This window comes from Abyssisolibacter fermentans, from assembly GCF_001559865.1.
Taxonomy (GTDB): domain Bacteria; phylum Bacillota; class Clostridia; order Tissierellales; family MCWD3; genus Abyssisolibacter; species Abyssisolibacter fermentans.
In genome coordinates, this window is sequence record NZ_LOHE01000031.1 from 1 (window position 1) to 16,588 (window position 16,588).

A 16,588-nucleotide genomic window follows, 5' to 3' on the forward strand; every position below is an offset into this window, starting at 1 on the left:
ACTACTATTATGGAAGTTTTTTTAGAGTTTATAGTAATATATTTCACTACAATATTATATTAAACACACTAACTTATGAATTTCTAAGCATAAAAATCTTTAAGATTTTTTTAAGTTGAAAAGTGGTAGGTAATGGTATAATTATAAATTATGATATTAGAAATGAAGAAAGAGGTTTTGAAGTTAAAGAAATCACTAATTGTTTTTCTAATTCATTATGTGGTTACTATTATTTTAATTAGTATACGTATAAAGGCAATTAAAATGAATAAGGAACCAGCAGTGATATAGATACACTGGTCACATGAGAGAAAGGAGTAAATCGATTATGAAAAAAAATATAGTATTTTTGAGAATGAAAAGTTTTGGCAGAGTACTCTAAATAAAAAGGAGGGAGATAGATTTTATGTTCAAAAAATTATTTAAATCAGTCATACTACCTATTGTGATTCTATTACTTTATTCTGTTTCTGTTACATATGCAGAGGAAAATATAGATGATGATTGGGTAATAAGTGGTGGAAATGACAAGTCAAAGTGGACTTGGAATGAAGAGGCGTATTTTATTGATGAGAGACAAGTTACATCAGATAAAACATTAAAAGCAGATTTGCCTATAGATGTATTCAATAAAATAAAAGAATACATAGATGAAGGCTATGAAATAAACTATAGGGTTAAGTTTGACACTCAGGAAGTAAGTAGTGCTAACTTGAAAGTATATTTTAGTGGAGAGGGAGATGTAGACTGGTTTGGTCGTGGAGAAGGCATACAGGATGAGTATGAAACATTTTATCATTGTGATGCGATAAAGCATACTACAAGTACTCCTGAAAGTTACTTTACAGAAAATAAAACAAGTACCATTAGGAGATTTGATAAACAGAATGATATGAAGATACATTTTGACACGGGTGGAGATGGCGAAGACAAGATTAATGTTAAAAATGTTATATTCCAATTTGTTATATATGATGAGGTACCTCCTAAAATTACTGGTATGAAATATTATGATAATTACATGGATTATAAAGATCGACCTGATAATTATATTAAATACAGTGATCATAGAAAACTATCATTTAACGGCAGCTATAATTATATAGATATGGTTGTAGAGTTTGATGAAGAGGTTAAATTATGTAATGATATTGCTACTAATTATATTAAAACAAACATGGCAATGACTAAAGATGGTGAGAAAACAAATGGTACGAGCAGCTTTAAGTACGTAGAACAAGATTATTTACCTAAAAACACATTAGTTTTTAGATATAAAGTAGCATATGGAGATTACGCAAGAGAAGTTGATCGAGATGGTCTTGAAAATAAGAAGTATTTAGATCTATGCGGTAAAAATGCTCTGATAGAAAATTTGAAAGAATATGAAGTAAAAGACAAATATAACAACGAAATAGGTTCTTCAGAGGAACATGTTTATTCTTCAGTGGCAGGATGCAAAATAACTATAGACGGTGATCCGCCAGAAATAACAGAGGTTTTATATGATGTAAAAAAATTGGAAGGTGAAAAGAATAAATATCTCAAAGCTGGAGACAGCGTAGAGGTGAAAGTTAGACTTAATTCTTTACTAGATAATGAGAAAATATCAGTGAATAGTAATGGATATTTTCCTTTTAATAATGGAGCTGAGGCTGATTTAGTTGATGAACAATCAGACGGGTATGGTAAAAATGATTGGATAACCTACATATATACAGTTGATGAAAATGATGAGGATACCAATTGTTTGGCACATTTGATTACTGAAACTTATGAAAATGACCCAGTTGAATTTGAAAAGCAAGTTAAGCAAGTGGCAATAAAAATGGGAATTAGAGATGATTATGGTAACATTGCTGAGATGCAAAAATCTGGAGAAGGCGATTCTGCTACAGCATTATTTCCAGCAGTAGCTTTGAAGGTAATAGAGGAAGGAGTAGAATTAGATAAGAATATTTTTATAGATACAACGCTTCCAAAGGTCAACTTTAATTATGGTAAAAACTGTTCTACTTATAAAAATGAACAAATTGTTAATATGAAGCCTGTTGAAAAGGGAAGTATGCTTGGAGATGGTGGTTTTTATTATGTTATAAGTAAAAGTCCTAATCATCCAACTAATGGGTCTTTATCTAGCAATCTAGGTGCAAAATTTTATCCTTATACTAGGGCTGGGGATAATCCGAATAGTGGATATTCAGATACTAGTAATGCAGAAAATATTGAGATTAATGATATATTATATGATGGGATCGAGGGTTACACACAATATGATGGCAAATATGACCCAATAAACAAAACTGGAACATATGATAATGTTAATTATATAGATGGAACGGCTAGTGATGTGGTTTATGATGGCAGACGAGAAATTACAGGGATGTTTTATATTCATACTTATATGGAGGATAAGTCAGGAAATAAGTCTTGGCAAACATCACAACCGATATATGTAGATAATACACATCCTAATATTAAACTATTGCCTATTGGTACAAACCAATATGTAGGTGATTTGAATATTAACTTTGAGCTTTTAGAAGAAGTACATGCAGGATTTGAAAAATATGAGTATCGCTGGATTTCTCCACTAGATTTAGATGGGAAGAACATTGATATAAAGGAAATGTATACAGAAAATACGTATACATATAATTTGCTTAGAGATAGTTCTAAGTACTGGAAAATGGGGACATTATTAGATTCTTATTTTAAAAGTAATATACCAATACCATCCTTTGAGGAACGGCAACATGGAGCCTCTTATCTTTTAATAAGAGCCTACGATAAAGCAGGCAACATCAGTTATATTGTATCTGAACCTTATTATTTTGATAAGGAAAAACCTGTTGTAACATTTGAATCAGAAAGTGGTGGATTTGATCAGCCTGTATTAAATCACAAAGTTAAAGTAAAGATTAATGATAAGCATAGTAAATTGATAGAGTTTAAGTATTATTTTAGTAACGATAATGTCATCAGGGATAAAGACGCTTTTAATAGAGATGAAGGTGATAAAATATGGAAGCAACTCAAGCTTGAATTACCAGATTTACCAGAGGATTACGATCCGTTTAATCCGCCTGAAAATTACGATCCTTCTAATGATGAGGATTATAAAAACTTGTTGATTAAAGAAGCAACATTGGAAACAGATGATTGGAATGAAGAAGACCTAAATGGATATGTTTTTTTACATGTTTATGCTAAAGATATTTGTGGAAATGAGATTTATGCAACACAGGATATGATTCTTGATAATAATGGCTTACCAATAGTTGGATTCGAATATGACAATGAGATAGAGAATAGGTATAAAAATGTAGTTGGACATATTAAATGCAGTGATGATGGTGGTATTGAAACACTTGAATATAAATGGAGTCAGTCTACTGAAATACTAGAAAATTATACTGTTCTTAGTATTTTGGGACTTGATCCTAAAAACTTTAAAGTAGATACACCAGAGTTTAATCAAGATGGTGAGTGGTATTTACATGTAAGAGCGACAGATAAGTATGGGAATGTAACTAATAGTGTTTCTAATAAATATACTATTAGTTCTAAAGCACCTGATATAAACATATTCGAAATTGATAATAATGAGGTTATACTTTCTAATGATAAAAATATAGCTTTAAAACTAAATAAGTTAGTAGATGATAAACTTGAATATACTTATGTAGTTTATAGTGATGCAGAGTGCAATACAGAGGTTAAAAGAGGTACTTTTAGCTCTACATCAGAAATAGTTAATATACAGCTAGACAATAGTACAAGTGAAATACAAGATTATTATTTTAAGTTTTATGATAGTCTTGATCAAATCACAGAAAATGCTCTAAAAATAGAGGCAATTTATGACAATGTACCTCCAACAGCAGAGCTAGTATATTCTCCATCAAAAGAAGGAGGAACAGTAGATAGTGATGTTACTGTAACCTTAAGTAATATTGTTGATAATAGTTCTAATGAAAAGGATATTGTTGTCAGTGAAAAAACTTATACTTTTACTGAAAATGGTGAGCATTTATTTACAGTTACTGATAAGGCAGGTAATATAAATACTTATGTTGCAAAAGTAACATGGATACAGGATGATAAGCCAATTGCTAGATTGAACACTAATAATATTTGCGGGCAGCAGTATAAGTCTGTTTCATTTACATTAACAGCAGAAAGACCAACAGATGGTGGATATGTTAATATAAAAAATCCTGAGATATATTATCAGTTTACTAAGTCAGAACAAGTATTAGATAAAGACTGGATTAAATATAATAATGGAGATACAGTTACTTATGATAATGAGAATGGTGAGTATTATTTACACACTAAATTAGTTGATGGTAAAAGAAGCTTTACAAGTGTTTTTGGAAAATATGTGCTAGATAATATTGTTAATGAGCCAGTGCTTACTTATTCCTATATTGAAGAAGGAAAATCAAAAGAACTCACTCAAGAGGAATACAATGCTTTAACTGAAATAAATTCAGCGGTAACAGTGAAATTATCATTTGATGAAGATGCAATAATTAAAAGTGTAACTGATAGTGAAGGAAATGAACTACCAAAAGAAAAAGTGGTTAATTTTAATAAAAATGCTGTTGTAACAGTGACTTACATTGATAAGGCAGGTAATGAAGGTTGTAAAGCTATAGAGATTAACAAAATAAATAATGCAAATACACCTACATTTACTTTAACACCAAATACAATGACGAATGGTGAAGTAACTGTAAAAATTGATGCACCTGATAATAAGGTAATTAACAATATTCGTTTTAATGACAAAGTAGTAGATTCAGTAATATTCACTAAACTAGACAAAGATAAAGAAGACAAGAATTATGCAGCAGCAGAATTTAAAGTAAATGAAAATGGAAAGATAAAAGTTGATATCTTAGAAATTGATGGTACAGAGGTAATAGCTACTGTAGAATACACTATTATTAATATTGACAAAGTAGCACCTACAGGGAACATCATTATTTCAAATGTAGATAGTTTTACTAGAACAGCGACTATTGAAATTACGGATGAAAGTTCTACTTCTGTTACTAAAGTAGAGTTTGAAAAAGAAGATGGTACATTAGTTGAGTTTACTGCTGAAAACAATGATGCAGTAGAAGGTGTTATATATAATAATATTACTCATACAATTACTACAAAAATTAATGGTACTGTAAAATATTATTTCGAGGATAGTGTGGGTAATAAAGGAGAGACACAGAAAGCTATAGGTACAATTAATACTAAACTTGACATGGACAAAGTATCTGCAACATATAAAGTAGATGGTGATTCTAATACTTATGATACAGTAAAAAGTATTGGTGTTGTCAATAAAAATGTGACGGTAACTCTTAATATGCCAGATGGTTATAATGTAGTTAATAATTCTGGTAAAAATACTAGGACCTTTGTTGTTGGAATGAAGTATGACTTTTTAATTTCTAACGGCATTAATATTGATAAATTCAGTATTGACTTAACTAATACAATTAAAAAGTCAGGGCCAGCACTTAAACTTAAGTATACTATAAATAGTGAAGATTATATCGATAAGCTGGTGGATGGAAAAACAAGCAAAAACGTACTTTTAACAATAACCTCTGATGATAATATTTCAAAGGTAGAGTTTGATGGGGTAGAAGTTATCAGTGAACCATTTAGCTATGAGTTTACACAGAACAAGGTTGTAACAGTAGTAGCTACTGATAATATAGGTAATACAAGTTTTCTTAAAGCTTCAGTAGATTGTATAGATAAAGAACCTGTAAGAGCAGGATTATTTTCTCTTTATACTATGCCAACTAATGAGGAAAATATAAAACTACAGTTTTTATCTACAAAGAGAGTAGATGTTTTAGAAATTAAGAAGAATGGAAGCACTTACAAAGAAGTAGAGAATGGTGAATCAGTAGACAAGTATGAATTTAATGTAGATAACAATGGTAGATATAGTGTCAGATACAAAGATGACATAGGTAATGAAAATACTGTAAATTTAGTAGTTTCTAATTTTGATAGAGAAGCTCCTAAAGTTAAACTAACCTATAATGGAGAAGCCACTAAAAGCTTTACTAAGGAAGATGTACTTGTAACCGTTCAATTAAAAGATGCAGAGCAAGAACTTGATGGAATTAAAGTACTTAATACTATTGGAAATATTGATAGTTATTTGTTTAAGGAAAATGGTAAGTTTACTTATAGAGTTTCTGATACTGCTGGTAACATAACAGAGATAACAGCGAATGTCGACAATATTGATAGAGAACCTCCTTCATATACAATTAATTATTCAGAAACAGAACTTACTAAAAAAGATGTAATTGTAACTGTAACAGTAGATGAAAATAATTACAAAATTCTTAATAAAGATATAAACCGCAGCATCAATAAAAATGTTACTGTTAATGGCAGAGACATATCAGTTAAGTTTGATGATAATGGATACTATCAATTATCAATAAGCGATATAGCAGGAAATGCAGAAACAATTTTACTAAGGGTAAGAAATATTGATAGAATCAAACCTACTATTGAATTGCTTAATAAGTATGTTGTTACTCTTAATGGTGAAATGCCAGACTTAAATGACTTCATTGCGTATGATACTCATGATGGTAATGTAGATGATAAAGTAAATATTTCTAGGCTTAATGTAACAACACCGGGAGATAAAACAATAACATATACAGTTAGTGATACAGCAGGAAATGAAACAGAAGTAGATAGAATAGTAAAAGTTGTAGGAAATGATTTTACAGTAATTGTTGATGGCAAAGAAAATCCTGTTCCATTCATTTCTCTGAATGAAGAAGTGGATATTAAAGTATTTAATTTTATAGAGAACTTTGAAACTAAGTTTTTGAGGGCTTCAGGAGCAGTAAAGGATGGAGTATTTAAGCAAGGTGGACAAGCACTTGATAAAGTCTACGATACCATAGATGATTTAAAACCAGGAAAGAGCGAAATGAAATTTTCTGCAAGTCAAACAGGATGGCACACGATATATATTAGGGATCTAAACAGACAAACTTCTAGTTTTACGATTTACTTTACTAAGACTAAATAAATCAAGAATAATAGTGTAAATGATAAAAAAAGTGTTATGAGATGCCTTAATAATTAACGTAAATTTACTTATAGTCACTTATATTCGGCATCTCTAGTAAATTTGTGATTAACACAGCGAAAGGAATGTTGGTTAATATGAAAAAAATAATATCAATATTGCTGTCTTTAATTTTACTCAGTAATATTTCATTACCAGCTGTATTTGCGGCCGGTGAAGCTACAAGACCTGTTACACATGGCAATGATATAATTGAATTCTCTGTTAACAATAAAGGTAGATTTAATATAAGGACTACAGAACTAGGTAATCCTATCAGACCTAATGATTCAAGAAAATCATTATTGTTTTATGATGGTAAAAACGAAACTTCTTTCACTACATTTAGAATAAATGGTGAGGATTATATATTTGGTGAGAACTATGCGTTTTCTCTTTCAAAAAAAGCTAATTTAGTAGGAAAGACAGTTAAAATAGACGATTCGATTGTAACAACTTATCAAATAGGATCTGGTGATAAAATAATTAAAGTTATTCAGACTTTAAGCATTATAAATGATCCTAGTAACACTAATTATGGTAATGTTTATATTCAATATGCACTTAAAAATGAAACAGGAGAAAATGTTAATATAGGTGCTAGAATATTACAAGATGTCATGATAGGTGAGAATGATGGTTGTGCAATAAAAGTAGAAGATAATTTTTATGATAAAGAAATAGAGTTTACGGGTAAGGATGTACCTGATATATGGAGGGCAACTGATAACGAATTTGCTCCTAATGTTGTTGGTTACGGTTATACAAATGGTTGGGGCAATACAAAACCAAATAAACTTATAATAGGTCACTGGCAGGGATTATCACAGACAGCCTATGATTATACTGTCAATAATGATGTGAATTTCACAATAGAAAGTGACTATGGTAGTAAAGATACAGCAATTGCATATTACTGGGAGCCTAAAAAAGTTGAAAATAACGAAACAATAAACTTTGAAACATATTTTGGACTAGGACAAATATTAGAAAGAGAACTTACCTTTGCAACTAATATTTCAGCACCAACTCAAATGGTAGTAAATGAAGCAAAAACTGGATATGTTAATAATGGTGAATTTGAAGTTGCTGTAATGATAGAAAATAATCTTCCTAATTCAGAGGAAATATACGATGTTATGGGATATCTTACCTTTGATGATGGAGGTAAAGCTGTTTCTCTAAATAATGATGCTGCTTTAAAAGGTACTAAGCTTATTAAAAAGGGTGGACAATACACTTTTAGATGGAAATTAAAAGCCAAAGCTGGAGTAGAATACAATGCTATAAAATATAAAGTGGATTTATATGACAGGCGAAATGTGTATCAAGAGGGAGATGAAATACCAAAGGGTAAAAAGGTAGGAGATGTTAAGCTAGATGAAATATATAGCGTTTCAAAAGCATTAATTCTTCCATCAAAGACTGGTGCACCTCCTCAAATAACATTTGGGACTATCTCTCCTAATGAGATATATTATAGTGGTAAAAATTTAGTATCTGTTAAATGCTCGGGTATACCTTTATTAATGAATAAAGAAAACTGGGAACTACAATATAGAGTAAATAATGGTAGCTATGAAGTAGTGCCATCTAAAGATATAAACGTAGTGCCTGAAACTAATTCGCTTGAGATAATGTTTGAAAAACAGTTTGATGTTGGTGAAATGGATTTTAGAATAAAAATCTTAAATAATCTATACGATGAAGGTGCTGATGAGTCTAAGCATATTTTAAAAGATGATATATTAAAAATACCTGGTCGTATTACAATATCAAAAGATAAAGCAGTAATGCCAAGAACATATGGTATGCTTGCTATTGTATCAGACTTTACTTGTGATAGCGTTAATGATATAACCTATAATACACATGCAATACCACTAAAAGATGAAAATGAGCTTAAAGCATTGAAGAAAGCATTAAAAGATGCAAATGAAAAAGATAAAAAGGATATAGGTAAAACCTATGAAGATACTATTCATAAAAGAGAAGTTCTTATGGAAATCAGAGGTGATATAAGAGCTGTTAGGGATAATGGACAGCTATCAAAATATGTTGTTTATGCACAGCATAAAAAAGCGATTATAAACAATATTATTACTTATACATCAGCAATACCTATAACAATACAGTATAACTTGCCTACAGTAAATGTGAGCAGAAATACTATTGAGTATTTTTCAGGGAAAAAAGATGGAATGAGCGATACACTAAAGAATATTTTAATAAAAGATACAACTATTGATGATAATTTTCTTGCAGTTCCTGATGGAACATCAACACCAGAATTTCTATCAGATACAGGTTTTGATTTTAGTTATGTTGAGAATGCAGCAGATACTGCTAGCAGAGCTAAACAAACAATGGATTTCATCAAAGGTGTTGGTGATGTTGCTAGTGGAAATCAAAAGTTACAAGATTTAATATCGAATGATGTAGGTAAAATAACAGTTACAGGTTTAGGTGTACTTGGTATTAATTCAGGTGATGGTTTTGATTTCTGGATGGATATGTTTACTGTTGAATTTGCAGATGACCAAAAATATTCACTATGGGATGTAAAAAAAGACATTCTGCCTGTAAGATTTAACCTTGAAGGAATTGGAGCAGTTTTAAATAAAGCTTTAGATGGATTACCAGTTCAAATAGGTGGTGTTAGACTCGTTCAAGACAGAGAAAAAGATCTTGATATGTTAACCTTTGATGCGACGGTAGATTTAACAATGCTGCCTGGTAATGTTATTGTAAACGCCAAAGATATATTCTTTTCTACTAAAGGCTATGAAGGTTTAATAGTAAATGCTAATGCAGCACCTGATGAGCCTATTGGTATTGTTAGCGATATGAGATTAAATGTTGGTGTTGATACTTATAACGGAGCTTTTTCAATAAAAGGTGAAGCTCAAATAAAAGTCGTTAAATGTGAAGTAGAATTTAGTATGATTAAAGAAAGCAAAAACGATACATGGTATCTAAGTAGTTGTGTACTTGCAGGAGGAGGAAAACCAGGTATTCCTTTATTTGCAGGAGCTGCATATATTACAAAGCTTGGCGGCGGTATTCGTAACTTAGAACAGATTACAAATCCATATTATAAGAATACTAAAGGTGATGATGGTATATTTACTGTAGTTGCTTTAATGGATTTAAGTGTTGTAGAGGTTTTGGAAGGTAGTTTTGAAGGTAACTTTACAAAACGGTACATGAAAATAAAAGCTGATAAAGCATCTATAATGGATCTAGATATTTTTAGAGATATGGAGGTAAAACTATCATGGGACACAGGAGGACCAGAGCTTTTCTATCTATCAGCAAAAGGTTCTGTTGATATTTGGGATGTATTTAGAGGAGATGCAAAGCTATATATATCAGATATCTTCTTTGAAGGGACTTGTAAAGTAACTGTAAAAATACCAGATAAAGTTCCAGTAGTTGGTGGACATAAGCTAGGAAAGGTATTTTTTGGTGTAAATAATGATAAAATGTGGGGTGCCATGAAAATTGACTTGCTTCTATTTAGTGTAGAGGTAGGTGCAACTTATTGGTGGAGAGGTAAAATTAAATTCCATGTTGGAGAGGCAGGACCAATAGCTGAGAATGAGAATTTACTAAGTGGACCTACAGGCGGCTTATATCAAGGCACTACTCTTGATGATAAAGGTGAAAAAGTTGATTTTATAATTGGTACTAATGTTGAAGCACATGATGGTAAAATTAACAATAACTCTTTAACAGAAATGAGGACATTAGTTAACTCAGTAGATAAAGATTATATTGGTTCAAAAACTCCTTTAAACATATCAGAAAATAAGTATCATCATAATGATATAAGTTTAGAGGGTAAGTATGTTTATGATATTAAAGCAGATATTGAGAATAATACAAAACTTGTTTTTGAATATCAAGGAGAAAATAAGCCTAATATTATTTTATGTACTAATACAAAAGAACATGATATAGAAAATGCAGATATAATTAAGAATTCAGCATATAATTTAGAATCTGCAACTCATGTTTATGATAATAAGAATTATCAAACTTTTATAGGCTTTGATTCTACTCGGAAAGCTGAAGAATTTGTAGTGGTTTCTGATACAGAGCTTACTAATTATATTACTTACACAGATACTATAAGTGATGATATAGGAAGTGAATATATATATCAAATAACTATGGATACTACTGAAAATACAAAACTTGCTTTTTCACATGATGGGGAGTTTGAAGTGGATGTTTATAAGTTAACAGGAACTACTTTTGACGGTAAAGAAGTGGTCGGTGAAAAGGATAGTTCGCTTAAACAGATAGATACGATATATAATAATAAAAATATTAAAGTTATTGAAGGTTTTGAAGCAGGACTAAAAGGTGCAAAGTTTTATGTAAGCTCAAATAAAGAATTAACAAAGCATAATGTTTTAGATGCACATGTTGTTGACGTTCAAGATAGTCATAGTAAATATGGATCAAACATGGTTGCTGAATTTGTTTCAGAAGAAAGTATCAAAGATGCAGATGTTTTTTACATTACTGATGCAGATAATAATATAATTAAACTTCCAGAAGGTGATATTAGTACATTATATAATGAAAGAATAACAAATGATAAAACGTATCATACAATGATATTCCCATTCGAGAAAAATGGCAAATACTATGTATACTCAACTGCCAAAATTGATAAAGAACTTAGTAAAGTTTATGAAATAGAAAAAATGCCACAGCTTGAAAAAGATTCAGTTAGAGTAAAAGAAAATTCATTATCGGATCAGAAATTAGATATTTCTTGGGAAGGTAGCAACTACAGATATACAGCTGATGAAAACAAAAAAACAGGTCGCACAGTTTTTAGTTTCTATTTAGTTGATGATAGTGAAATTGCGACTGATGATGATGGCGAACTTGAAGATGAAGTAGGTGTACTTTTAGGACTTTATAACATAGAAGAAGGAGGAGTTAATTCTTATACGGTTGATATCCCAAAAGGCACTCCAACTGGAGATTATCGTATCAAAGTTGTTTTAGGTACAGAGGGATTATGCCAGAAATTTGAATACTCAGATGTTATCAAATATGTCAATGAAAAAACACCGAAAAATATTAATGCTGATAATATTAAAGTAAGTTCTATTGGTAACGGATTTTTAGATGTTTCATGGAACGATAAGCAGAATGTAGATGAATATTATATTGAAGTATTTGATGAAAAAATGAATATAATGGATAGTTTTGGTGTAGCTTCAGTTAAGGGGGATGCTAGACAAGCTATTATTGGAGGAGTTTATGAGACTTTTAATCCTGAAAAGCCTGAGAAATCAACAGTTTCAGGGCTAGAGACAGGGAAAGCTTATATAGTTGGGTTAACACCAGTTAAGAAAGTTGATGAAGCTACAAAAGTCGTAGGTGAAACGGCATATAGTGAAAAAATATTTTTACCAGATCCTGCACCAGCAAAGATTAGTATAGATTTTGGAGATGAGAATGCCTATACTAAAATGGAGTCATCTTTTGCAATTGACGAAGATGGTAAGGTAGCTATAGAAAATAATGAAGTAAAAGGAGTAAATAAGAAATCACCACTTTTAACTATAAAAACAGATCAGGAGGCTACTTTTACTATTTTATTAGATAAAGTTAAGCTACAAACTAAGGAAAAATTATCTGAAAAAGTAGAATTACAACTTGATAAGTTAACAGAAGGTGTTCATTATTTAGATGTCGTTGCAAAAAATGAAAAGGGTGATATCTCACACGAAACTTTTAAATTTCATGTTGATACTAGAGGACCTGAACTCTTGATTAATACACCTGTAAACAATGAAGTAATATCTAGTGATAAATCAAGTGTTACAGTAAGTGGTAAAACGGAGGTTGAGGCTAAAATAACAGTAAATGGTGTATCAATACCTGTCGATGATAAAGGCGTTTTCGAGGGGAGGGTACCTGTTGATACAGAAAATGTTAAAACACTGCTATCAATCGAAGCATCAGACGGTATGAATAATGTTACCAAGAATAAAATTGAAGTTATAAGAAACATAGCACCAATTAAAGACATTGTTATATCTACAGATATTCCTAGGGTAACAAAAACAATTAAGAAACCTATATACAAAGCAACTATGGAAACAATGAAAAATGTTTTTACTGGGCAAGAAGTAGAAGTTCCAATGACTACTGATGAGGTTATTGGTTACGACGAAGATGTAATTACAGAAAACATTGTTAAAATGGGAAAAAGCTATAAATTTGATGTAAAGGGTGTTCCAGAAGCTTTACAACCTGGAGCATCAGTATCATCTGCTGATTATGTAGATATTGACAAGAGTAAGTTGAAATATGAAATCCTAGAAGGAAAAACACTTGCAAGTATTGATGATAATGGTGTACTATCGATAAATAATAATGGCGTTGTTGTAGTGAGAGCTTCTTATGAAGTTTTGAGTGATCACGATAATGTAAAAGGATACTCGTTTGATAAATATATTACTATGACTTCAGAGTTTGCTGATATCTATACTGATATAGATGATGATAATGATAAAGACCAAGATACAGATACTAACAAAGATAAGGATAAAGATAAACACAAAAATAAGGACAAACAAAAAGAGCAAGAAAAAATTTATACTGAAAAAGACAAAGTAAGTGATAGTATATATGTTGCACCAGCTGTTTTTAAAAATTTAAAGGACAATACTTATAAAAGTATTATAATAGATACAAATATGTATACTGTTGTTATGGAAAATCCGAAAAAATCATCAAAAGGAGAAGATACAGTTATTAATGGAAATATAGTATTTGATGATAGTACACTATCGGTAATACCAGAAGAAGAACAAACATTAGATAATGATGAAATTATTACTCCATTGTCTTCTATTGATATGTCGCTTACTCTGGATTCACCAAAAAAAGATGAAATTTTAGAGAAAATAAATGAGTTTACTAAAGTTCAAAATGGGGAAGTTGCAACTGTACACTTTAGACATCATGGTAAGTTGCCGACAAAAGCAAAAGTTAGAGCATCATTAGGTAGAGAATTCAAGTCGAAGAATCTTTATATTTATTATTATAATAAAGAAGCAGACAAGCTTGAGTTATACGGATATGTTATCAGCAATGAACATGGTGATATAAGATTTGAGATTGACCATTGTAGCGATTATGTATTTATAGAGGATATAAATATTAATAATAGCGGCTTTGTAGAAGACAAAGCTACAAAGGCTTATATTTCTGGTTATCCTGATGGGAATTTTGCTCCAAATAAATATATAACAAGAGCAGAAGTAGCAGCTATGATATCTAAATTGCTAGATGATCCAGATAATAAAAATACAATTACATTTAGTGATGATGATGTGTGGGCAAAAGAATATATACACAAGTTAGCAGCATATGGCTATATAAATGGATATCAAGACGGCAGCTTTAAGCCAAATAATTATATAACAAGAGCAGAACTAGCAAAAATCCTAATAAACATTGTCAAGCCTAAACGAACACAATCTTTTAGAGCGGGATATTTTACAGACATAAAAGATAGCTGGGCGAAAAAAGAAATAATGCAGTGCTACAGATTAGGTTTGATTAACGGTTATGATGGAAAATTTGATCCTAATGGTTATGCTACCAGAGCAGCTGCAGTAACAATGATTAATAATTTAACATGTAGAAATGATGATATAAAGGATAAAACAAATCCATTCCATGATTTAAATAATAGTCATTGGGCATTTGATGATATTTTAAGAGCAATAAAGTAGTATAAAGATAGAGCTGTACAATGTAAGTATAGGAAATTAACATTTAATAGTTGGTGACCTATACTTTCTTTTTGATAGGTATAATTATGAAGTGATAAGTATCTACAGCATAAGAAAGGATTGTTTGTAATATGAAGAAGTTTTTGATTATAATGTTTGTCATAATTAATACTTGTAGTGCTTCGTTTGCTTATAGCGACATAAGTATAGAATACAATAATAAAATAATGCCATTAGCTAATAAAGGTGTAATATCTGGCTATCCAGACAACACCTTTAGAAAAGATGATTATATTACTCGTGGTGGGTTTTGTAAAATGCTTTCTATTTTTATAGATGCTGGTGAAAAGGATTATAAGGGGGCTATCTTTTCTGATGTAGACGATACACATTGGGCATACAAATATATTAACATTTTAAACGATATGGGGATAGTCAGTGGAATTTCAGAAAATAAATTTGCACCAGATAGCTATATAACTTATGAACAAGCTGTTAAAATGATCATAAGTGCTATAGGATATGGTAAACAAGCTGATATATTAGGAGGGTATCCAAATGGGTATTTAGCTTTAGCAAAGGAACTTAATATTTTTAATATCAAAAATGTAGAAGTATCAAATTATGCAACTAGAGGAGATATAGCGAATATTTTGCTTAATATAAATGATTATAATAAAAAAATGTTTGATGAATTACATATAGATAATTTTAAGCTGAGTAGAGTTATCACATCTAGAGATAAAGGTAATATCGAAGGTATAGCTAAATTTAATGACAATATTGAGAGTGTGAAATGGGCATTTTTAGATATGAATGATCAGTTGATTTTATTAGATAACTTTGAGCTTAATAATACTAAAACTATTGATTTGAAGGATTATCTAGATAAAATTGATTTTTCAAGACTAGGTAAAGGAAAGTTTAAGTTCAAATTTTTTGTGAAAACACAAAGAGATATTTATAAGCTTATTGATAGTGTCATTTTGGTTATTGAAAATAAGGATATAAAAACAAATAATATTGCAATTCTTAATATGCAGTACCTCAACTTGTCTCAAAGCATAGGTGGCGAGGGAGGACATAAAGGAACTTATGCTATTGATTTAGTTGGAATTAATGGTAATATTGAAAATTTATATGCACCTTTTGCCGGTACAATAAAGAAGATTTATTCAGTAGGTAATCAGCAGAACTTTGTATGGATAGAGAGTGATAATAAGGTGAATTATGCAGATGGTACTTATGATTATGTCACAGTAATGACGGGACATGATAATGATATATCTGATCTGTATGTAGGTAAAAAAATTAAACAAGGTGATAAATATTATCAAGAAGGAAATAGCGGTAAATCTACCGGTAATCATATACATCTAGAAGTAGGAAAAGGGAAGGTCACAGAAAATGGCTGGATAAAAAATGAATATGATAAGTGGCAAATAGAAAAACACATAAGACCAGATAGAGTATTTTATATAACTGAGGATACAACAATTATAAATCAAATGGATTTGTCTTTTAAAAAAGTTAATTCTATAATAAAATTAGAGAAACAAACAAGTCATTAAGATTTATGTTTTATATTTAAAAAACATTGTACATATTGAATAAATGCATGAATATAGCAATGTAGATTATGTAGATTACCATAATGACATAAAAATTATTATGAATAGCTTGAATATAA

Annotated in this window: 3 protein-coding genes; all 3 read left to right on the forward strand. The window is 30.3% G+C overall.

Translation table 11 applies throughout. The annotated features are described in order from the left end of the window. Positions 1–406: 406 nt before the first annotated feature. Positions 407–7,084 carry an immunoglobulin-like domain-containing protein gene (locus tag AYC61_RS02105; RefSeq protein WP_066496192.1) on the forward strand — a complete coding sequence of 2,226 codons (6,678 nt, stop codon included), beginning with the start codon at positions 407–409 and terminating at the stop codon, positions 7,082–7,084. Positions 7,085–7,221: 137 nt separating this feature from the next. Next, positions 7,222–14,898 (forward strand): S-layer homology domain-containing protein, encoded by a 7,677-nt coding sequence (locus tag AYC61_RS02110; protein ID WP_066496196.1) that lies wholly within the window; start codon positions 7,222–7,224, stop codon positions 14,896–14,898. Between the two features lie 131 nt (positions 14,899–15,029). Further along, positions 15,030–16,469 (forward strand): S-layer homology domain-containing protein, encoded by a 1,440-nt coding sequence (locus AYC61_RS02115; RefSeq protein WP_066496199.1) that lies wholly within the window; start codon positions 15,030–15,032, stop codon positions 16,467–16,469. Positions 16,470–16,588: the final 119 nt, after the last annotated feature.